Here is an 18,791-nt window from a genome sequence, read left to right on the forward strand (position 1 = left end):
TTAAAACAAATCACATTGATGATTAAGCGTACCAGAATGTTTGTAACGCGATAAGAGTGACCACGCATGTCTATCACTAAAACCAAATATAGGACACAGTTTGGAAATTGCCATCAATGCCGAATTCCCCTCATTGAGCAACTGATTGAATTCAGATAAAAATCGCTGGTTACGCCATTCCCGCATCGCCGCGGCGGCATTGGGGATATATAGCTCTGTCCCCGCAAAATGCTGAGACAAGCATGCTGCCGCCTCTTCACCAATCGCCGCAACCAGCATCGCCTGTCTATGTTGGCCTCGTGGGTGTTTTCCACGGCCGAACGGGAATGTAGTGCCGCCAAACACGTCAATTAATTTTAACGTCGCCGGATAGCCAATCAATGACGCAATATGCCGGAGCGACTCCGGCAATAATGGTTGGATATGTTCCAGTGCTATTGGTTCTTTAGCCATTCTGCACCACCCGGCAAGGTTGCGACATCGACGCCCAGCTTGTGCATCTGCTGAAAATAAGCTTCACGGCTGTCTGAACCCGATACCTGCTGTTTTTCCCGTGCGCGGATATTACTGCCCTGGGCAAATAACTGTTCTGAGGACTGGTAGACGGTTTTCAGATAGTTATGGTTAGAGAGCGGCTTAGCATCGCCCTGTGCCCGTTTTTCCCGAATGCGCTCAACCGTTTCACTCAGGGCGTGGGTCAGTACCCGGTTAGCGGGGTAGATTGCCAGCACCTCTTCCGCCAGTTTTAATGCGCGGCTGTTGGACAGGTTCGTTTTACTTCGGCGAAACAACCCAATATACGCCACCAAATGACGGGCACAATCGCCCTGCAATCCGGTCATTGTTACCAGTAACTGGCGGGCAGCATCATCCTCAAACAGGGCATCCAGATGAAAATCAGAATGGCAAATTGGGCAACGACCAATTTTCATCATGCTTTCCCCATATTGTACGCATCACACAAGGCATCATACCCCCGCCGTTCCGGCAGGTGCTGACCTCGCACGTGCATCACTCCCAACATGAGCCGACCGTGCCACTGTTTCAGGGACTCCAAAACCTGACTGGCCAGTGATGCATCAAGCCAGCCCACTTCGGCTACACCGACACCGCCGTTGATTTTAGCCGTCTGGCGCTGGACAAACTGGTTAAGCGCGGTTTCAGAGCCATCAATCACAAATTTTTGCTGGTGCATTGTGATCCAGATAGCGCGGATTTTGCCGATTTCCGGCACACGATGTTGCCCTTTTAAATTGGGTTTAACCCGCTGTTGAGTGCGGTTTAAACGCCGTTTAAAGCCACGGGCCACAAAGGCGCTGTAAGCCACTTTCAGCTCGGAATGGGTCATCTTCCCACAAGAGTCTTTGCCTGTGGCAGCCAGCAGTGCCGAACGGTAGGTGGCGTCATCCAGTTGCTGTTTGTTTTTGGCAATATGGATAAGGCGGATCAGTTGTTGGTTAGTCATTTTCTACCTCGTCATCAAAAGGCAGATCACTAAACTGGCCCCGCGCCAGTATGACACCCGCCCGGAATGCGCTGATTTCGGCGGCCGTTTTAAACTGCAACTTTTTCTTCTGTGATGGAAAAAGCATCGCTTTATCCGCAGGTTCAAGTAATAGCTCACAGCCTTCGAGAGCTGTCTCATGCCACTCAACAAGCTCCTGTTTTAACAGCACTAAATCCAGATTATCGATGCTCATTATTATCTCCACACGTACAGGTTCCCACGATAGCCCGGAAGAGTGCTGACGGTGCACCCGCCGGATTGATTTCATTCAGATTCATCGAATACAGTTTCTTACCGTAACGCACTGAGACCTGCTCACCCTGTATCTGCTCAATACGTCCCTTAACGGTTTTTATTTGGCAGGTGATACGGTGGCGGTATTCTCGCTGAGTCATTTGAGTAAAAGTCACCCTGTCGCCCACCGATAATACGGAACGATCAACGGATGTATATTTCTCACACACAGGACATTGGTAACGTGGATTCATAACGCCCCCGTTAATTCATGGTAGCGGTTCATAAAGGCGGACAGAGCTTGCGGTGGCGTGAGTGGCATGATGGCGATATCGTCACTGGCAGTAATCCCCGTCAGGATAGGCCAAGGTTTTCCCGCCGTATCCACTTCTAAATCGCGGCGTTCTGTTGCCAGCATAACCAGATCGGCGTGCTTAACTGCATGGCTGAGACCTACAGGCAAACTAAATTTCCGCCGAACAGCAACATCAATTTTTCTTTCGATGATCAGATAAGTGGGCAACAAGCCTTTGAGCGGGCTGGGAATATCTTTGCAGTAGGCTTCTGCGGCATCATGCAAAAGCCCTTCCAGCGCAAAATCAGGCGGAACAAGCTGGCTAACGTAGATGCTGTGCTGGGCAACAGAATAAAAGTTTCCAATTTGGCCGTTAAAGCGGCATTCATTCGCCAGACCCTGCGCGATATCGTGAATATCAATATCCGCAGGCGTGACATTGGAATAGTTCAAATGACGTCCTGTATGGGTTGCAATATAAGAATAAGACATAACTTCCTCATCAATTAGGCTGAATTTTGGCGTAAGCCAGCCCCTGGCAGATTTACGCCATTTTTAAAAATTATTAATTTTCAGTTTGTTACATTAAGCCGGTGTTAAATGTTCAATTCGGACTAAATAAGGTTCGGTACTGATTTCCACCACGGTCATATTATTTAAGTCCTGCGCCCGCTCAATCGTTCTGACGGTCTGGCCGCCCCGTAAAACCCGGTTAGGCTGATAGATAAAACAGTGCCCTATCGGGAAACGCTGGTTAAACTGCTGCGCTTTCATCCGGCTTTCCCCATTCCCTGGTGGCGGCGTTTTGACAAAATGCGCAGCGCCGTTCTGCCCAGATACGTGCCATTGCGTCCGGCCATCTCACACCCCCGCGATATCGAGAGCAATGGGGCGGTACTGGTCAGTATCCCTGATACGCTCATACACCCGCAGATAGGATTTACTGCCCACCACCTGCAACGCCTCACCAATGGCCATCATGGCTCTACCCCAGCGCTCATCGTCGATATCCAGACGACGCAGTGCCAGTACGCGCCCGGTGTTAATCTCACCTTCTTTGTCAGTGATAAAGGCCTGATTAATCAGCACCTGAATTTCCGGGCGGGCATTTTCCGTCCAGTCTGCCAGACATTCATCAATCAGGGCCTTGGCTGCCTGCAAACGTTCATCAAAGGCAATTCTGTCCTGCATGGCACGCTGGATTTTGTAGTCCCCATCGTAGGAATACAGCGTGACATTGCCTTTTTTGCCGCCTTTGACTGCGCCGTACTTTTCGGCAGAGAGATCAACAAACGCCTGTATATCCGCAAATCCCCGTAATTTCAGCTCTTCGAGCACTTCATTCGCCCGAAAAGCCATCTGCACAAGCTCCCCTACCAGCGCGTCACGCTCAAAGTCGATTTCTTTGATGATTTCCACCGGAGTCAACACCCCTTTCGCATCAATCCAATAGCCGTCCGGTGCGGATTTTTTAGTAAATTGTTGTATTTTCGTTGACATGTTTTTTCCTGATTACGTTAAAGTTAGTGAAGATTATGTTGTGTGGCTGCCTGATGCATGACCAAACCTTCGCTATGGTTCTTAAGCAATTCACCAATCGCACTGTACAAATTTTCGGCTGCACGGTATTCCTGGTGGGTGAATTCCCCGGCAACGGCTGCGCCTGCTTGCAGCTCATGCCGCAATTCCCCCGACTCACTGGTAATTAAGATCTCAATTTTTACTGCCATGATATTGCGCCCCTTAATGTAAAGATTCCGACCAATAAACCTGACAACCATCCTGATTAAAAATTCCCTGTTTAAACTGCCCCTGACCAAAATGCAGATAAGCGGCCTGACCATCACGGATTAACTGCTCACAATAGGCGTGACGGACAATGTGAATACGGGGCCTGTTATCCCGCATCATCACACTCAGCACGGTGATCCCCCGCTCAGATAACGCGGTGACCACCGATTCCGCCTGAATCAGGGCAGACAGCAATTGGTTATTCTGGGTATTCAAATCAATTAACATATGTACCTCATTAATTAATCAGCATTTTTGAGAACTCATTAATCATGCCGACATCAACAGGCTGACCACTCAACTGACTGGCACGGGAAACACCGCGCAAGTATTTGAACAACCGTCTGGCATTCCCCTTACAGGCGGTAAACAACGCCTGGCGGATATCATCCCCCTCAATCTCAGGCAACAGACTGCGGGCAATGTCCTGAATATCAGCCTCTGGCAGGCTGTCCCCCATTGGCAGGGCAAAACCGACGCGACTATAAAGCTGCTTGTACTCGCCGCGCGTCCCTTTCAGGTTGAGTATCAGGCGTGGCATGCCCGCCAGAACGATACCGACACCGGATTTATCATGGATACGGCGCAACGTTTCCAGTGCGCGGTAAGGCAGGTTCTCCGCCTCATCCACCAGGATAATCCGCCCCGAACCGCGCAAAGCTGTAATGCACGCTTCACTCATATCATGCAGGTTGCCACGGCGATTAACGCCCAGACGGCTGCACAGCTCTTCCAGTATCACGCGGGCGGTATAGCCAGGATCAGCCTCAATCAAAATGGCATCACACTGCTGTCTGGCATATTCCCGCATGACCATGGTTTTACCCATCCCGGCATCGCCGTAGATCACGTTGATTTCCCCGTCCATATGCGCCAGACGACAAACCTCTAACCCCTTGCGGGCGGTATAGGTTGCAATAAATGTGGGTTTCAGATGGCGTACCTTTTCCCGGTCACGCTCACGGCGGATAAACTGCCCCAGTTGGGTTTCCAGTGTGGCGGTATCGCCCACGTATTTACCCTGTAGATACTGGTTAATCATGGCGGTGCTGCGGCCAATGCCCCGTGCCACCTGCGCTTGTGAAAACCCTTTTTCGTCCATTAATTCCATCAGTTCTTGAACAAGAGACATCATAACCCCCTAAAATATTAGTAATTTCCGGCATCTTTCATATGCTGCTCAAATTCCGTTTGCAGGAAGGAATAGCTGCGGTTCGGTAATGCGGCTGTTTCTGGCACGGGAATAAATCCGCCAAAGTCCGGCAATGGCTTAGATTCCAGAACAGGCCGTGCCTCCGCCTCAATCTCATGGCGCTTATCCTCAACCCGTGCCAGGCGGCGGCTGCGGCGGGCTTCCACGGCTTTCGCCATCGCCGTGGTGGGTACAGCGGCGACCTTGTTGCCATTCCAGATAGCGGTGCAGACATAGCGACCATCCATTCTGCGGATGATGACTTCCCCGGCATCATGAATGTCGTAGGCCACCCGCACGCTTTCGCCATCCACCTGGATAAGATTTTCCGCAAAATACTGGTTATTGTTGAACTCCACCCAGCCACGCTGGGCGATACGGGTGACCTCCGGCATAAACATCTCGCGCAGTTCAATCTGGGTCAGGTATTCGATTTCATCCCCTTCGGTTTCCAGCACCATTTTGCGGTAGACTGCCGCCGTCATGTGGCGCCCGTTGTGTTTGGGCAGCTCACTGTGCTCATGCCGGGTGTTGTAGTGCTCAACTTCCTCCTCAATCGCATCCAGCAATTGCTGCCATGTTGGCAGTTTTGCCAGTGCAGCCTGTTGCACAGCATTCAGTTCCCGTTGGTTTTCCTGCGCTTTGACCGCAGAGAGTATCCGGCGGTCAGTGACGCGCACCGATTCCGGATCAGCCCCCAGCCCGTTATAGGTCTGGAATTTCTGCGCAATACGCCGGGGGATCACCGCATTCAGGCGTTCGATAATGCCGCGTGCCTGCGGATTGCCGGGAATACCCGTCATGTGGTCAATACCCATCCGGGGAAAAATCCCGGTGATATCGGCATCCAGTGTTTTGTTAGTCTGGCCGCCCCCGTTATCGGAGTAGACAAACAGCGGTTTACCGTGATGCTTCATGGCATGGCGATACGCCGAGGCCACCGCAATCGTACTTTCGGACAGATCCAGCGACCAGCCCACCACATAGCGGGTACGGCCATCCAGCACCAATGTCAATTCCGGTGTAAATGGACGCCCGTGAATGGGGTGCGCCACTTTCAAATTCATGCTCTTACCATCGCTGATCCAGCAGCCATTCACCGGCATCTGTGACCAGTCCCGTTTCTGGTAGGTTTCCAGTGCACGGGCAGCGGAGCCGGTGAGACGGCCACGGGCTTTTTCCCGCTTCGGCAGTTTTGCCATCAGCCGGCGTACCGCATCATACGATGGCTGCGTTTCCAGCATGGGGGGCTGGTCAGCGTAGAGCTGCTGCCATTCCTCGCAAAAGCTGCGGTAGGCCGCCTGTAATGACGGGCCATTCACATTACGATAATGCGACAGGAACATAGGAAACCATTGCACCTGCTCCGGCTGGACTTCTTTATTATGACCGGGTGACAGTAAGGCCAGCCGTTCATCGCCGTTATTGGTGCTCTGGTATATCGTCACCCACTCCTGCAAGGCACGGGTGCCAACGCCGCGACGGCGCCCCTTACGGGCATTGGCACCGTCAGCGGCTGACTGTAACGCACTGGGTAACGTACCCTGGCGTGACCCGTCAGAAAGATACTGTACCGCCGCCGAACGGGACATCCCTGCATCCCGTAAGTTCAACACCTCCAGCGCCAGCAGGGCACGGGCATCTGCCACCTGCCGTTGCTGATCGGTCAGGGATGACAGTTCGCGGGTGAGCAGTGCCGGACACTGGCGCATTAACTGCAATTCCTCCAACGGGCGCACGGGCTGCGCCACGGGGGTATTGATCGCATCCTGATTAACGGGGTGTGCCAGCACGGCCGCAAAATACTGGCGGCGCACGGCCTCCCGTGCAACATCCGGTAAACAATCAATATGGTACTCCATCGCCTTACTTCCCTGACGCTGGCGAACAAACTCAGGGTTATCCCCGGTTAACCGGTTCAATGCCATACGCATCCCCTGAACCGAACCGGGCAATGCAGGCAATCCTATTAACTCATTCGCTGTCAGAAACATAATCACATCCTACGTTTATATGAGTAACGACTGGGCCAAATATGCTCCGGGGTGGTTTCCAGAACATCCGCGATGATTTTTTCGCCTTTCGGGTAAGAACGTGAAAGGGCATTTTTTAATGTGTCAGGGGCTAACCCTGCCAATGTTGAAAGCTCCCTCATTGTGAAACCGGCTTTGTGTATAGCTGCCACAATATCAATGCGATGCCAATCAACGGGAATTACCACTTCATTTCCATTCATATTTCGACTACCCTAAAATATTATCTACGCGGATAATCCGCTGGGGTTATCCGTCTGGATATAGTATTGATCCAAATTGAACTCACGTAAAGCAAAAAAACCACTTTCTTTTGTCTTTTTGAGTTTATTTATCTCAATATGGCAAAATAATTTTAATATCAATTAGTTAGGTGAAAGGAAAATGAGTGCGGTAAAAACGGAGAAACTTTCTTTTCTTCCCAAGGGAAAAGAAACTGAAAAAGAAACTTTTAAAGACCGATTGAAGCTGCTGATAGGTAAGCGAAGTGTAAGGGCAGCAGCAAAAGATTGGGAACTATCTGTATCAACTTTGAACAATTATCTTAATAGAGGTACTGAGCCGACTTTAAGTGTAATAAATACAATATCTTCTATTGAGAACATTAGTATAGATTGGCTTGCCAATGGCACTAGAGAAGTCGCTGACCCTATTGCCTCGGGCATTGTTGAATCGGTCAATACTGATATATCAAAACAAGAGTTAACTCAATTAAAACAGGCTTGGGATATGGTGTTTGATTCTATAGAACCTAATGAAGCCAGTGAATTATTAAAGTATATACATAGAAATGGAGTTGTTAGCATCCTCAATAGAGGACAGAAACAAACATTGCAAGATGCAATTGAGGACACTATTGATTCCTTGCCTATCAGAGACACATTAAAACAAGCAATCAAGGTTGCTCTACCTGGTAATGAAGCACTCGACAAAGAGATTTTGCGTCGCATTAGCAAGAACGAAGGAGACGTGGAACCTGAAACTGGTATCGTTCAGGCGGTAAATAAAAACGCAGGGTGATTATGATATTTCATACCTGATCAATCACCCTGTAAATGTTGTTTAAACCCTCTCAAACTATGATCAAAACAGTGCAGAATTAAACGCATAAAATAACAAAAATTATCAATTCTCTCTGATTAGTGCAAAATCGCCTCTTATCCCTATACCTCAATCATATCAAGGCTTTTCGGCCAATTCCCTATCTTTTTATTTAGTGCAGAATTGATCACCTCCCCACACGTCACCGGCAGCCACAGCTTCTATGGAGATTGGCAGGGAAATTGTGAGGCAATATTTTACTGAACTGTGAGGAATTGGTATGGCTTAAACTGACAGATACCGAAAAAGCGGTAACTGTCAGTGATACGATTATAAGAAAATTAAAAATGGTACTGTAATCCAAGATCGATACTGTAGTTTCGGTTTTCAATTCCGATAGAATTATCACCTAAATCTTTGGTGTTGCCAGCATCATAATCGATAAGCCTCGTTTGACCTTTACCTTCGCGATATTTATTCCAGATAAACGCCGTATACACCTTCGTATTTTGAGTCAAATAATAACCAGCATCAATGCTGGCACCAATGTAACGTACCTTATCAGATCGCTGAGGAAGGGTTAAACGACGCATATAGTGCTCGTCGTTGCCCCAGGCTTTTACCCACGGACTATATTTTAGTAAAAGGTTAAATTCAAAATCCTGATAACGATACTGTCCAGCTAATCCAATATAGGGTAGGCTATATTTTTGTTTATAGCCAACTCCGGCCATCCCGGCAGGAAATTCGCCGATATTAGCACCATTATCATAGATATAATGACCACCATAAGCCGTCCAACTGAAACGTGTTTCCTGGTAACCTAATACCGCCCCTAATTTGTAATTCGATTGTTTAATTAACCAACCTGCGGCATTTAAATCAAACTCATTAGCATCGTTTAGGGAAGTATTTGAGCTGGATGACCAATGAGTCCAATGATTCTGGTTTACATCCAACCAATCGTAGTCAACCATTTTGCTATCACGTGACGATAATCTGACCCAACCACCCGCATTCACAGTTAGCCTGTCAAGGGGATCCCAGGAAACTTTGCCTCTGGCAATCAGAACATCGCCAATTTTCCAATTCAATTGACTGCTTTTGTATTTTGGATCTTTGGAATATCCATAGAGATGCTCGTTAGATTCTCCTTTTAGCCAACCAAGCCCAAGCGAAAAAGATACACTGCCATCGTACCAATCCAATTGTGATAGAGCAGGTGCTGCCATGATCCCAAAAGAAAAAGTCAACAATGGAGTAGCTATCAAGATTTTTTTCATCATTATTAATAACCTTATCAGAGTGTAAATTGAATTTTCATAATTTCTGTTACCCTGATAGCTATCCACAACTAGAAGAGATAATTTATTTAACTATCAATAACAGAAATAATAATATCTTTGGTATATTACTTTTATCGTTATATGCTTATAGTTTAAGATTATACTCTTTTAGCTATTTTTCATTTTTTAGGTAAATTTTTTTAACTAAAAATTAAATTCATTGGATTTAGTTGCATAAAACTCAACGGCCTGCTACAAAGCAGGCCATTAATTATATTAATTTTCAATGATTATCCTATTCACCCAATCGGACGCAAATCAACCCACAATAGCTGGCTATCCGCAATCAACGGCTTAATTACCCCTTCTCGTATATCCGGTAACCACCATGCGCCTTGACCAAAAGCAAGCTGGACACAATTCGCTCCTGTCATTTCCCAACGTCCTTTTAAAACATAAAGTACACCACTGTGTGATGTTGGCAGTAAACGTTCATCAGAAATAACTGAAATCTCAGAAGCCCAACATGAACGGCGAGTCATGATATTGAAACACTGAACAGGACCATCCAATAATTCCGCATGGGCCAAAATATCACCCGAAAAGTTAAATGGCGTCATCTTTTTCACCAATTCGTGCTCCAAAAAGCCCGGACTGGTCAAGCGGACTCCCTTTCCTTTTAATAAAACGATTGAGCATTCAATATCAGGGAATTGCCCTAATATTCCACTTTGATGGACAGTCGTAAAACAGGCTCGCCAGGCGAAATCATCAGACACAGGCCAGCAAACAATATCCCTGGTTTCGCCCTCCCCTCCAGACCATTGTACTCTTGGCAATGTCGCATAATCGAAGCATTTCATTTTCATGCCACTCCCTCACCACTTTTAAATTTTGTTTACAGTGCTAAAAGATAACCAGTGTCAACTTGTTAACAGGAACATTGGCAAATAATTTCCCCTACGACAATATTGAGATAGTTGAAATGTGATTGATTACCCGCATTCTCTTAAGAGCATGTTTACGCTCCCTTAATAAGTTGTACAACATTGAGGTGAGAAAAAAATATCCAAGTAATCTGAGCCGGGAATCGTTCGAGCAAATAAACAAATCGCAAATAATACCCTCCCTAACGTATTCACTTATTTTAGCGCCGTCCTAAAACCCTCTCTGCGGCACGCTCTTCTGTCAATCACTGGATTGAGTGGTTTACATTCTCCGCAAGATTTTGGTTATATTGGCTCACGCCGGGAACTTGAACTTATTACTCATAAAATCAATGAATTATTAAACATATCACTCTCACAAAATTCACTCATGTCATTAAAAAATCTAGGATAAATAACAATTTTTCTTGAATAGTAAATGTGATAATGATTATCATTATTATCAATAACTATTTGCACAATAACAACGAGGTATCAAAATGCGTATCGGGATGAGTGTCGCGGCAACGTTACTGGGAGTGGTATCAACATCGGCTATGGCGTTGGAATATCCTCTGGGGAAACCGGTTATCAAAAATGGCATGGAGATTCAAGGGGTTTACTTGCAACCGATCACCATGTCGATGGAAGGCAAACATAAAATGCACCATCTGGCGGCTGAAAAATCCGATATTCATTTGGAAGCGGATATTCACGCAGTCGAAGAGAATCCAAATGGTTTTGCCGAAGGGGATTGGATCCCATACCTGAAAGTCGATTATAAGGTTACTAAATTAGATGAGCCGAAAAAAACACAATCCGGCACATTTATGGCAATGGTCGCTAGCGATGGTCCTCACTATGGTGAAAATTTAAAACTGAATGGTTATGGAAAATACCGGGTGGAATATCGTATTTCTCCACCAAGTATGAATGATGAGGTTACATTCGGACGTCATATCGATAAAGAAACTGGTGTAGCAGCATGGTTTGAACCCTTTGATGTTTCGTGGGACTTCGATTACGCCGGAACAGGTCGCAAAGGCAGTTATTAAGTTATTGAAAACAGCGAGCAAGAATAAAGCGCTCGCTGTTATTAGACATTGGACGTCACGCTCTCGTCGAGGTTTATCTTGAAATCGTTCATTTTCACTCTGTGCATCTCGGTCGTGTCGTTGATTTATGCGCCCATGACGATTGCGGCTGAAAAATTTACTCTTGAACTTGAAATGAATAACGGTGAGTTAACTCCACCGATATTAAGTGTGCCTGCGAAAACGCCCGTTCGGATCAAAATTCGCAATACCGGTACGGAGCCTGTTGAATTTGAAAGCACGCAATTGCGTAAAGAAAAAGTCTTGGCGCCCGGAGCAAACTCAGTGGTGGTCATTGCACCGCTTAAACCGGGAAAATATACATTTTTTGATGATTTTCATCTCGCGCACCCCGCCGGTGAGATAATAGCTGAGTAATCATTTGGTTGCAGGATATGGTATGGGACAAGTTCTTTTTGTGGTATGGCGCGAAAGCTTTGAGGCGCTACTCGTGGTCAGCATTATTTATGCGTGGATCAAACAACACCCTGATGCTGAGACAGGACGCCGTTATTTATGGGGCGGTGTCGCGCTTGGGGGAGCATTATCCCTCTTTTTAGCCCTGTTAATTTACGGCGTATTTAACGTGCTCGATGACAGCGGACAAACCTATTTTATGATTGGGATGGCGCTCTTTGCCTGTGTCCTTATCGTACAAATGGTGTATTGGATGAGCCAGCACAGCGCCTCACTCAAATCGGGTATTGAACACGAAATGGTTCGTAGCGCAAAACACCACTCTTGGTGGGGCGCATTGGTTATCGTCGCAATCGCGATTGCCCGTGAAGGTAGTGAAATCGTTGTTTTTCTCTCCAGTGTCGTGATGGGGCTAACGCGAGATTCCATGTGGTCGTTTACGGGGGAAGTGGTATTAGGCATCGTGATAGCCGCACTGACATTGTATCTGTTCTCACTTAGCTATCAGAAAATTGCGTGGAAATGGTTTTTCCGTATCACTAGTATCATACTGCTTTTCTTAGCCTGTTCATTGCTTCTCAAAGGCGTGGAAGAGATTTCCAATGTGCTGTTAGAACACGATATTGAGCAGAATGATTTTCTTATCTATCCATTATGGGATACCTGCAATTGGTTAGATGACTCAGGGTTGATAGGGAATTTTATGGCTACCCTGTTTGGGTATCGGGCGCAACCTATTGGGATAAGTGTGCTGACGTTTGCCGTTTATTGGATCGTTGTAATTGTGTTATTCCGTCGTCAGGGGCGTCGTCATGCTGCGTAATATGTTGAGAATGACTGTTTCGCTATTACTGTTATTGAGTTTAGGCGCGGAAGCGGAAAAGTATCGCGCGGGGCTTCCAAACACAGGTAATGAAATCGTTATTGCCAAAGGGGATATTCCTACGCCGACGCAATATCAACCGATGATTGCGGTCTATATGAAAATGATGGGCGTACAAGTGGCGGCCATCGAAGCGCAGTTGATAACATTACAACGTGCATTAAACGCAGGAAATTGGCAAGCGGCACAGCAAGCGTATATTCAGGCTCATTATGATTATGAGACGATCCGCGCGGTGGTTGTCGTTTTTGGTCATGCAGATCGTGTGATTAACCCCCATGCCAGTTATTTTCTTAAACAGGAGCGCGATCCAAAATTTATTGGTTTTCATCGTGTTGAATACGCACTGTTTTCAACCAACGATAAATCGGATGCTTTGGCAGCAACGCAAGCGCTACTGCATAATGTACAAGATTTAAAACAACGTGTAGCGGTGGAAACGCTTCCGATAGCAAAGTTAGTGCAATCCGCAGATGACAGCATCGAGCTTATTTTAGAGACAAAACTCGGTGGTGATGAAAACCGTTACAGCCGCAGCGACTTAGCGGATATTGCAGCAAATTTGCAAGGTGCTCGCTGGATAGTTAACGGGTTGGTGCCATTTTTATCCCCTGAAATAGTAACATCGCTCAATACGCAATTTGATGCGCTTGATTCCGTGATGGCAAATTATCGCTCTGCACAAAAGCAATATTTTCGTTATGAGCAACTCTCTCCTCAGGATAAACATACGCTTTACGCCCAACTGACACAGTTAGCGGAAACGTTGTCTGGACTGCGGGCAGCATTGAAGATAGATGTGTATTATAAATACCGGAACGAACCATGAAACACAAAAAAAACACGCTCCCCAGTGAGAATGAATCGATTTCGCTGAGTAAACGTATGACATTGAAATGGCTGGGAGCAGGCAGTGTTCTGTTATCCAGTGGGGCACTGAGTTTACCGACAATGGCGACACCGGAAACAAAAACATGTGACAACCTCAGCCGCACACACGCCATTCCTTATTTAGGAAAACATCAGGCAGGCGTGATTACACCAGAACAAAAAGAAGCGATTTTTTTGTCGCTGAATTTAACAGTTTCCACCCTTGATGAGGTTGAAGACATTTTTAAGCGCTTAACGCAATGCATTGCTCGATTAACGCAAAACCGTCAGGCGGAAAAAACCACGAATGACCGTATGCCGCCAGCAGAATCTGGGATCCTTGGTCGTTATTTAACGGCGGATGATTTAACCATAACGGTTTCACTCGGTCATTCGCTCTTTGATAACCGCTTTGGATTAACCTCGCTAAAGCCGAAAAAATTTGTTGCGATGACCGAGTTCCCAAATGACCACTTAGAAGCGTCATGGTGTGGCGGTGATCTCTTACTGCAATTGTGCGCCAATAGCCGAGAAACTGTGATTTATGCATTACGTGACGTTTTGCGTCAGTTATCGGGAAAGGTTGCACCGCTTTGGAAGATAGATGGTTTTTTACCTGCTCGTGATATTGAATGCAAAACAACGCCCATTAATTTGTTTGGATTTAAAGATGGCACCGGCAATGCCGATGCGAAAGACGATGACTTAATGGACTCCCTCGTCTGGATTACGCAAAAAGAACCCGCTTGGATAGAAAATGGCAGTTATCAAGCCGTTCGTCTTATCCGATTTGCATTGGAGTTTTGGGATAGAACACCGCTTGAAGATCAAGAAAATGATTTTGGACGACATAAAGCTAGCGGTGCGCCGATGGGAAAACAGCATGAGCACGACGACCCCGAGTTTAATCGTGATCCACATGGTGATCGGGTATTATTTGACTCCCATATGCGTCGAGCGGAACCTCGAACAACCGAACGACATGTTTCCAAATTACGTCGGCGCAGTTACAGTTACTCTCTTGGGTTAACATCAACAGGGCAACTCGATATGGGGCTGATTTTTGTTTCATTCCAAAATGACCTGAAGAAAGGCTTTATTGATACCCAAAAACGGTTAAATGGTGAACCCTTAGAGCGTTACATTAAACCTTTCGGCGGTGGTTACTATCTGGTTTTACCGGGTATATCATCCACATATGACTATCTTGGCGAGAGTTTGATCCGAGCCGCTCGCGCCCTCACTTAATTTATGACAGGTAGGCATGGGCATCTTTCCACTCCCCAGCGTTGTGGTACGGCCGCTACAAGAGCATATGGCACATATTCCCCAACTCTTTCATTGCCAAAGCCTGAGTTTCATTCCAGGCAAATGACGTATTCAAGCGAAAGGCATGATCAAACTGGGCGCTCGTGGAAAACATGCTACCTGGTGCGATACTGATATTCTTTGCCAATGCCTGTTGATAGAGTCGGTTGGCATTAAAAGGGGGTTCAAACTCCAGCCAGAGAAAATAACCACCACGTGCACTGTTTACTTTCACAGATTGGGGAAAGTATTCACTGATTGCCCATAACATCCGATTTTGCCGTTGTTCCAACTGCCGCCTCAATCGACGCAGATGATTGTCATACCCTCCCTGCGCCAAATAGTCCGCAATCGCCAACTGGGTTGGCGTGCTGGCGGATACCGTGCTCATCATCTGTAATTGCTGAATTTTCTTCGCATGTTTACCTGCGGCAACCCAACCTACCCGATAACCAGGAGCAAGACATTTTGAAAATGATGAACAGTGCATGAAATTATTTTCGGTATCCCATGCTTTTATCGGTGCCGGAGGCTCCTGCTCGAAATACAATTCACCATATACATCATCTTCAATCAGGGCGATTTGGTTTTGGTTCAAAATCTCTACCAATCGCTGTTTATTTTCAGGGGGCATTGTGCTGCACAGTGGGTTTTGAAAACGCGACATCAGCCAGCAAGCTTTTATTGGATATTTCTTCACAACTTCTTCTAAAGTTTCCAAAACAATACCCGTATGAGGATCTGTCTTAATGGCTATGGCTTTCAAACGTAACCGCTCTATCGCTTGCAGCGCCCCATAAAAAGCGGGCGATTCAATCACCACCCAATCCCCCGGTGAAGTAACGGATTGCAAACTGAAACTTAACGATTCCATTGCCCCGGCAGTAATAACAATTTCCTCAGGAGAAACATGGATACCGTGGGAAGCATAGCGGCGGGATAGATTACGTCGTAACTTTTCATTACCTGGAGGCAAATTTGCCAGCGAACTGTGTGGCACGAAACGGCGGGCGACTGAAGCCAGTATTTTTGACAATTTGGGTTCGACTAATAAAGAAGGATCGGGAAATGCCGAACCGAAAGGAATAATTTGCGGATCTTTGCATGCCTGCAAGACATCAAATATGGAGGCACTGATCTCCACATTTTCACTTAAGTTGAGTCCCTTCCCTCCTTTTGCCGCCGCAAAGGGTTTCAGCCGAGTGGCAACATAATACCCTGATTGTGGACGCGCCACGATCCAACCCTGACTTTCCAGCAACTGGTAGGCTTGTAGCACCGTCATCAAGCTCAAACCCGACGATTTCACCGATTCCCGCAATGAGGGTAACCTATCACCCACTTGCCAAATATCGTCTTCTATTTGTTGGCGGATCATGCCCGCCAATTGTTCGTAACGCGTCATATGCTTGGCCTTTGTCTAAACTGTTATAGGTATAAAATGAAAAATTTTCAATATTATACTTGGTATTTTCAGAAACAAAAATCACTCTATGATTAGAGTCAATAAATCCGCCTGAAAAAGATAATTTCCATATACCTACGATCAGAAATTGCATAATAAACAATGCATTTTAATTAATGATCTTTTCAATACTGTTAAGAATAAATTTATTATTAATACAATACTTCTCTCTAGTTTTGGCATAATACATTCTAAGAGAAAAATAATGGATTATTTCAATCTTTATGATTGCCCTATCTATTATTCAGAACTAATTTAGGATAGCATCTGCGCCCTTTTTAAAATTTTCTACGATTAAATATGAGGAAACCTATGTTCATCGGTTTTGATTATGGCACATCAAATTGCGCAGTAGCAGAGATGATCGGAGATACGCCACAGCTAATTGCTATTGAGAATGATAACTTCTACATGCCTTCAGCTCTGGCGGCACCGACCAGAGAGTCAGTTTCTGAGCACTTATTTCGCCACTGGAATATCAAACCAAGTAATCAAACAGGTGAGCAATTACTTCGTAGCGCGATCACGGCAAACCGAGAAGAAGGTATTGAACTTTTGCCAGGTGATCTCATATTTGGACAAAAAGCATTAGCTCGATATTTGGAAGATCCTCAAGATATTTATTACGTTAAATCACCCAAGTCTTTTCTGGGTGCAATGGGATTAAGAGATACTCAAATCAGTTTTTTTGAGGATCTGGTTTGTGCCATGATGGCAAATATCAAACAACAAATAGAAACCAATAAACAGCAAACTGTCGAAGACGTCGTCATTGGCCGCCCAATCAATTTTCATGGACGTGGCGGCGATAAATCGAATCAACAAGCTGAGAAAATCTTACTTAATGCAGCAAAACGGGCAGGTTTTCGCAACATTGAATTCCAATTTGAACCAGTGGCAGCAGGCTTGGAATATGAGGCCACATTAACAGAAGATAAAACTGTATTGGTCGTCGATATTGGCGGCGGAACAACAGATTGCTCGGTTATTCAAATGGGGCCAAGCTGGCGAGACCTATCTGAGCGTAATGACAGCTTACTGGCACACACTGGTCAACGTATCGGGGGAAATGATTTAGATATTAATCTCACTTTTAAACAACTCATGCATCCTTTTGGATTAGGCAGCAAAGTTACCTCAGGTATTGACATGCCACTGACGCAGTTTTGGAACCCGATTGCCATCAATGACATACAGGCCCAAAAAGAGTTCTACTCTCGCCAGAATTTAACGGCATTAAAATCCTTGCACAGAGATGCTCAAGAACCTGAAAAACTCGCCCGCTTATTGAAAGTGCACCAAGAGACATTAGGATACAGCCTCGTTCGCAGTGCAGAGGAAGCCAAAATTACTCTTTCAGAGCAAGCTGAGTGCCGCGTTAAACTCAATCTATTATCAGAGATAATTGAAGTTGATATTCAACGTGATCAGATGATTGCGGCAATCGATGCCACTAAAGAGAAAATAGCAAAATTGGTTAGTGAAGCTGTGGCACAAAGTGGAACCCAACCTGATGTGATCTTTATGACAGGTGGCTCAGCCAGTTCCCCCATTCTGCGCCAGGCAGTTGAACAAAAATTACCGGGGATCCCGCTGGTTGGAGGTAATTATTTCGGTTCAGTAACAACGGGTCTGGCACGTTGGGCAAAAATTTGTTTTGCTTAATAAGCTAGGCAGGCTCAATATTATTGAGCCTGCCTTAATATTATCGACAATTTTTTCTCAGTCATATTCATCCAATTTAAATAATATTAATAAACTATTTATCTTCTCCTGTACTTTCCAGCCTTGTATTTGACAATCTGTTAGTATGAAAGAAAATCAAACGAGGAACATGAAAGCATTCTACATAATACAGATATTTCAATAAATGCACTCTCTTCTTTATAGCTATATTTTCTGGTTTTGTTGATGCTATTGCTGGAGGAGGATTAATACTAACCCTCGCTATGTTAATAGCAGGAGTCCCACCGATTGTAGCTGGCACTATGCATTAATTGACTCTATAGAATAGAGGGAGTATCGTGGCTCTTAGATAGCCGTAATCGCTAAAAGTGAGCTTCGATGTCCATCATCTTAATGTATTGATATTAAATCGAAAAGGTTTTACAGGCCCAACAATTGCAATATTTTGCCGACAGAAAATTAAAGCGGCTTTTTGGCAGTCAGGATTTTAAGAGGAAAATTATGAAAGCGATATTAAGCTTACCAATTTATCGGCAATACGAGCGATATTAAGACAGAAAAAAATAAAAATTTTTCATGTAATTATTCAACTTTACATTATAAATAACAATTTTATTGTGATTTCTTTTTCTTCACCTTGTGTTTTGTTTCAGATAAGCTTTTGACAAGTCTTGCCCGCAATTCAAAATTTTCAAATTGGCATCATAATTTTTAGAGATGTACAAATATAAAATATAATTTATTAAATTTTATATCATAAATC

The 18,791-nt window shown here is 45.5% G+C and carries 23 protein-coding genes and 1 pseudogene; 8 read left to right on the forward strand and 16 right to left on the reverse strand.

The window, feature by feature from the left end; translation table 11 throughout:
• From BDE27_RS07915 to BDE27_RS07975, 13 genes are all read right to left on the reverse strand, one after another.
• Entirely contained in the window at window positions 1-453 is a 453-nt protein-coding gene (locus BDE27_RS07915) for a Mor transcription activator family protein (protein ID WP_099133723.1), read from the reverse strand.
• Window positions 435-935, reverse strand: a complete 501-nt coding sequence (locus tag BDE27_RS07920; protein ID WP_244208722.1) for a hypothetical protein — start codon at window positions 933-935, stop codon at window positions 435-437. Before BDE27_RS07920 ends, BDE27_RS07915 begins: the two co-directional genes overlap by 19 nt.
• Window positions 932-1,465, reverse strand: a complete 534-nt coding sequence (locus BDE27_RS07925) for a gp16 family protein (protein ID WP_099133724.1) — start codon at window positions 1,463-1,465, stop codon at window positions 932-934. The genes BDE27_RS07920 and BDE27_RS07925 overlap by 4 nt, the downstream gene beginning before the upstream one ends.
• Window positions 1,458-1,700, reverse strand: coding sequence for a hypothetical protein (locus BDE27_RS07930; RefSeq protein ID WP_099133725.1), 243 nt, complete (start codon window positions 1,698-1,700; stop codon window positions 1,458-1,460). The genes BDE27_RS07925 and BDE27_RS07930 overlap by 8 nt, the downstream gene beginning before the upstream one ends.
• Window positions 1,687-1,995 (reverse strand): hypothetical protein, encoded by a 309-nt coding sequence (locus BDE27_RS07935; protein ID WP_099133726.1) that lies wholly within the window; start codon window positions 1,993-1,995, stop codon window positions 1,687-1,689. The genes BDE27_RS07930 and BDE27_RS07935 overlap by 14 nt, the downstream gene beginning before the upstream one ends.
• A complete protein-coding gene (locus BDE27_RS07940; protein WP_099133727.1) occupies window positions 1,992-2,528 on the reverse strand; it encodes a hypothetical protein in 537 nt (178 codons plus the stop codon). Before BDE27_RS07940 ends, BDE27_RS07935 begins: the two co-directional genes overlap by 4 nt.
• 93 nt (window positions 2,529-2,621) lie before the next feature.
• Entirely contained in the window at window positions 2,622-2,810 is a 189-nt protein-coding gene (locus BDE27_RS07945) for a hypothetical protein (RefSeq protein ID WP_099133728.1), read from the reverse strand.
• Between the two features lie 87 nt (window positions 2,811-2,897).
• Window positions 2,898-3,536, reverse strand: coding sequence for a DUF3164 family protein (locus BDE27_RS07950; protein ID WP_099133729.1), 639 nt, complete (start codon window positions 3,534-3,536; stop codon window positions 2,898-2,900).
• Window positions 3,537-3,559: 23 nt separating this feature from the next.
• Window positions 3,560-3,766, reverse strand: coding sequence for a hypothetical protein (locus BDE27_RS07955; RefSeq protein ID WP_099133730.1), 207 nt, complete (start codon window positions 3,764-3,766; stop codon window positions 3,560-3,562).
• Window positions 3,767-3,779: 13 nt separating this feature from the next.
• Complete coding sequence (locus tag BDE27_RS07960) at window positions 3,780-4,055, reverse strand: hypothetical protein (RefSeq protein WP_099133731.1); 276 nt, start codon at window positions 4,053-4,055, stop codon at window positions 3,780-3,782.
• A gap of 10 nt (window positions 4,056-4,065) precedes the next feature.
• Window positions 4,066-4,959: an AAA family ATPase gene (locus BDE27_RS07965; RefSeq protein WP_099133732.1), complete on the reverse strand. Its 894-nt coding sequence runs from the start codon at window positions 4,957-4,959 to the stop codon at window positions 4,066-4,068.
• Window positions 4,960-4,976: 17 nt separating this feature from the next.
• The gene (locus BDE27_RS07970) at window positions 4,977-7,013 is read right to left on the reverse strand and encodes a Mu transposase C-terminal domain-containing protein (protein ID WP_099133733.1); all 2,037 of its coding nucleotides are present in this window, start codon (window positions 7,011-7,013) and stop codon (window positions 4,977-4,979) included.
• A gap of 2 nt (window positions 7,014-7,015) precedes the next feature.
• Entirely contained in the window at window positions 7,016-7,255 is a 240-nt protein-coding gene (locus BDE27_RS07975) for a helix-turn-helix domain-containing protein (RefSeq protein WP_099133734.1), read from the reverse strand.
• 181 nt (window positions 7,256-7,436) lie between these two features.
• Here BDE27_RS07975 and BDE27_RS07980 point away from each other — a divergent pair, with 181 nt between their 5' ends.
• Window positions 7,437-8,072 (forward strand): hypothetical protein, encoded by a 636-nt coding sequence (locus BDE27_RS07980; RefSeq protein WP_099133735.1) that lies wholly within the window; start codon window positions 7,437-7,439, stop codon window positions 8,070-8,072.
• A 362-nt stretch (window positions 8,073-8,434) separates the two neighbouring features.
• On the opposite strand, the gene BDE27_RS07985 is transcribed toward BDE27_RS07980, so the two are convergent.
• A complete protein-coding gene (locus BDE27_RS07985) occupies window positions 8,435-9,376 on the reverse strand; it encodes an omptin family outer membrane protease (protein ID WP_099133751.1) in 942 nt (313 codons plus the stop codon).
• Window positions 9,377-9,678: 302 nt separating this feature from the next.
• The gene (locus BDE27_RS07990) at window positions 9,679-10,248 is read right to left on the reverse strand and encodes a HutD/Ves family protein (protein WP_099133736.1); all 570 of its coding nucleotides are present in this window, start codon (window positions 10,246-10,248) and stop codon (window positions 9,679-9,681) included.
• 291 nt (window positions 10,249-10,539) lie between these two features.
• Here BDE27_RS07990 and BDE27_RS19890 point away from each other — a divergent pair.
• The 6 genes and pseudogenes from BDE27_RS19890 to efeB form a co-directional block, all read left to right on the forward strand.
• Window positions 10,540-10,696 (forward strand): annotated as a pseudogene (locus tag BDE27_RS19890) (IS630 family transposase); the annotation flags it as partial.
• A gap of 109 nt (window positions 10,697-10,805) precedes the next feature.
• On the forward strand, window positions 10,806-11,360 hold the full coding sequence (locus BDE27_RS08000) for an iron transporter (protein WP_099133737.1): 555 nt from the start codon (window positions 10,806-10,808) through the stop codon (window positions 11,358-11,360).
• Between the two features lie 90 nt (window positions 11,361-11,450).
• Window positions 11,451-11,777: a cupredoxin domain-containing protein gene (locus tag BDE27_RS08005; protein ID WP_274540010.1), complete on the forward strand. Its 327-nt coding sequence runs from the start codon at window positions 11,451-11,453 to the stop codon at window positions 11,775-11,777.
• A 22-nt stretch (window positions 11,778-11,799) separates the two neighbouring features.
• Window positions 11,800-12,639, forward strand: coding sequence for an FTR1 family iron permease (locus BDE27_RS08010; RefSeq protein ID WP_099133739.1), 840 nt, complete (start codon window positions 11,800-11,802; stop codon window positions 12,637-12,639).
• A complete protein-coding gene (locus BDE27_RS08015) occupies window positions 12,629-13,528 on the forward strand; it encodes an EfeM/EfeO family lipoprotein (RefSeq protein ID WP_099133740.1) in 900 nt (299 codons plus the stop codon). Before BDE27_RS08010 ends, BDE27_RS08015 begins: the two co-directional genes overlap by 11 nt.
• Entirely contained in the window at window positions 13,525-14,817 is a 1,293-nt protein-coding gene (efeB, locus tag BDE27_RS08020) for an iron uptake transporter deferrochelatase/peroxidase subunit (protein ID WP_099133741.1), read from the forward strand. Before BDE27_RS08015 ends, efeB begins: the two co-directional genes overlap by 4 nt.
• 55 nt (window positions 14,818-14,872) lie before the next feature.
• Here the strand turns inward: efeB and BDE27_RS08025 are convergent, their stop codons facing one another.
• The gene (locus tag BDE27_RS08025) at window positions 14,873-16,282 is read right to left on the reverse strand and encodes an aminotransferase-like domain-containing protein (protein WP_099133742.1); all 1,410 of its coding nucleotides are present in this window, start codon (window positions 16,280-16,282) and stop codon (window positions 14,873-14,875) included.
• A gap of 372 nt (window positions 16,283-16,654) precedes the next feature.
• Here BDE27_RS08025 and yegD point away from each other — a divergent pair, with 372 nt between their 5' ends.
• Complete coding sequence (gene yegD / locus BDE27_RS08030) at window positions 16,655-18,007, forward strand: molecular chaperone (RefSeq protein ID WP_099133743.1); 1,353 nt, start codon at window positions 16,655-16,657, stop codon at window positions 18,005-18,007.
• Window positions 18,008-18,791: the final 784 nt, after the last annotated feature.

It is taken from the genome of Xenorhabdus ehlersii (assembly GCF_003610465.1).
Lineage (GTDB): Bacteria > Pseudomonadota > Gammaproteobacteria > Enterobacterales > Enterobacteriaceae > Xenorhabdus > Xenorhabdus ehlersii.

Bases quoted from the DNA above. Each gene is read 5' to 3' on its own strand.
- BDE27_RS07970 (WP_099133733.1), bottom strand. From the start codon at position 7,013: ATGTTTCTGACAGCGAATGAGTTAATAGGATTGCCTGCATTGCCCGGT.
- BDE27_RS07980 (WP_099133735.1), top strand. From the start codon at position 7,437: ATGAGTGCGGTAAAAACGGAGAAACTTTCTTTTCTTCCCAAGGGAAAA.
- BDE27_RS07975 (WP_099133734.1), bottom strand. From the start codon at position 7,255: ATGAATGGAAATGAAGTGGTAATTCCCGTTGATTGGCATCGCATTGAT.
- BDE27_RS07940 (WP_099133727.1), bottom strand. From the start codon at position 2,528: ATGTCTTATTCTTATATTGCAACCCATACAGGACGTCATTTGAACTAT.
- BDE27_RS07945 (WP_099133728.1), bottom strand. From the start codon at position 2,810: ATGAAAGCGCAGCAGTTTAACCAGCGTTTCCCGATAGGGCACTGTTTT.
- BDE27_RS08015 (WP_099133740.1), top strand. From the start codon at position 12,629: ATGCTGCGTAATATGTTGAGAATGACTGTTTCGCTATTACTGTTATTG.
- BDE27_RS07950 (WP_099133729.1), bottom strand. From the start codon at position 3,536: ATGTCAACGAAAATACAACAATTTACTAAAAAATCCGCACCGGACGGC.
- BDE27_RS08000 (WP_099133737.1), top strand. From the start codon at position 10,806: ATGCGTATCGGGATGAGTGTCGCGGCAACGTTACTGGGAGTGGTATCA.
- efeB (WP_099133741.1), top strand. From the start codon at position 13,525: ATGAAACACAAAAAAAACACGCTCCCCAGTGAGAATGAATCGATTTCG.
- BDE27_RS07985 (WP_099133751.1), bottom strand. From the start codon at position 9,376: ATGAAAAAAATCTTGATAGCTACTCCATTGTTGACTTTTTCTTTTGGG.
- BDE27_RS07960 (WP_099133731.1), bottom strand. From the start codon at position 4,055: ATGTTAATTGATTTGAATACCCAGAATAACCAATTGCTGTCTGCCCTG.
- BDE27_RS08010 (WP_099133739.1), top strand. From the start codon at position 11,800: ATGGGACAAGTTCTTTTTGTGGTATGGCGCGAAAGCTTTGAGGCGCTA.
- yegD (WP_099133743.1), top strand. From the start codon at position 16,655: ATGTTCATCGGTTTTGATTATGGCACATCAAATTGCGCAGTAGCAGAG.
- BDE27_RS07965 (WP_099133732.1), bottom strand. From the start codon at position 4,959: ATGTCTCTTGTTCAAGAACTGATGGAATTAATGGACGAAAAAGGGTTT.
- BDE27_RS07955 (WP_099133730.1), bottom strand. From the start codon at position 3,766: ATGGCAGTAAAAATTGAGATCTTAATTACCAGTGAGTCGGGGGAATTG.
- BDE27_RS07915 (WP_099133723.1), bottom strand. From the start codon at position 453: ATGGCTAAAGAACCAATAGCACTGGAACATATCCAACCATTATTGCCG.
- BDE27_RS07990 (WP_099133736.1), bottom strand. From the start codon at position 10,248: ATGAAAATGAAATGCTTCGATTATGCGACATTGCCAAGAGTACAATGG.
- BDE27_RS07930 (WP_099133725.1), bottom strand. From the start codon at position 1,700: ATGAGCATCGATAATCTGGATTTAGTGCTGTTAAAACAGGAGCTTGTT.
- BDE27_RS07935 (WP_099133726.1), bottom strand. From the start codon at position 1,995: ATGAATCCACGTTACCAATGTCCTGTGTGTGAGAAATATACATCCGTT.
- BDE27_RS07925 (WP_099133724.1), bottom strand. From the start codon at position 1,465: ATGACTAACCAACAACTGATCCGCCTTATCCATATTGCCAAAAACAAA.
- BDE27_RS07920 (WP_244208722.1), bottom strand. From the start codon at position 935: ATGATGAAAATTGGTCGTTGCCCAATTTGCCATTCTGATTTTCATCTG.
- BDE27_RS08025 (WP_099133742.1), bottom strand. From the start codon at position 16,282: ATGACGCGTTACGAACAATTGGCGGGCATGATCCGCCAACAAATAGAA.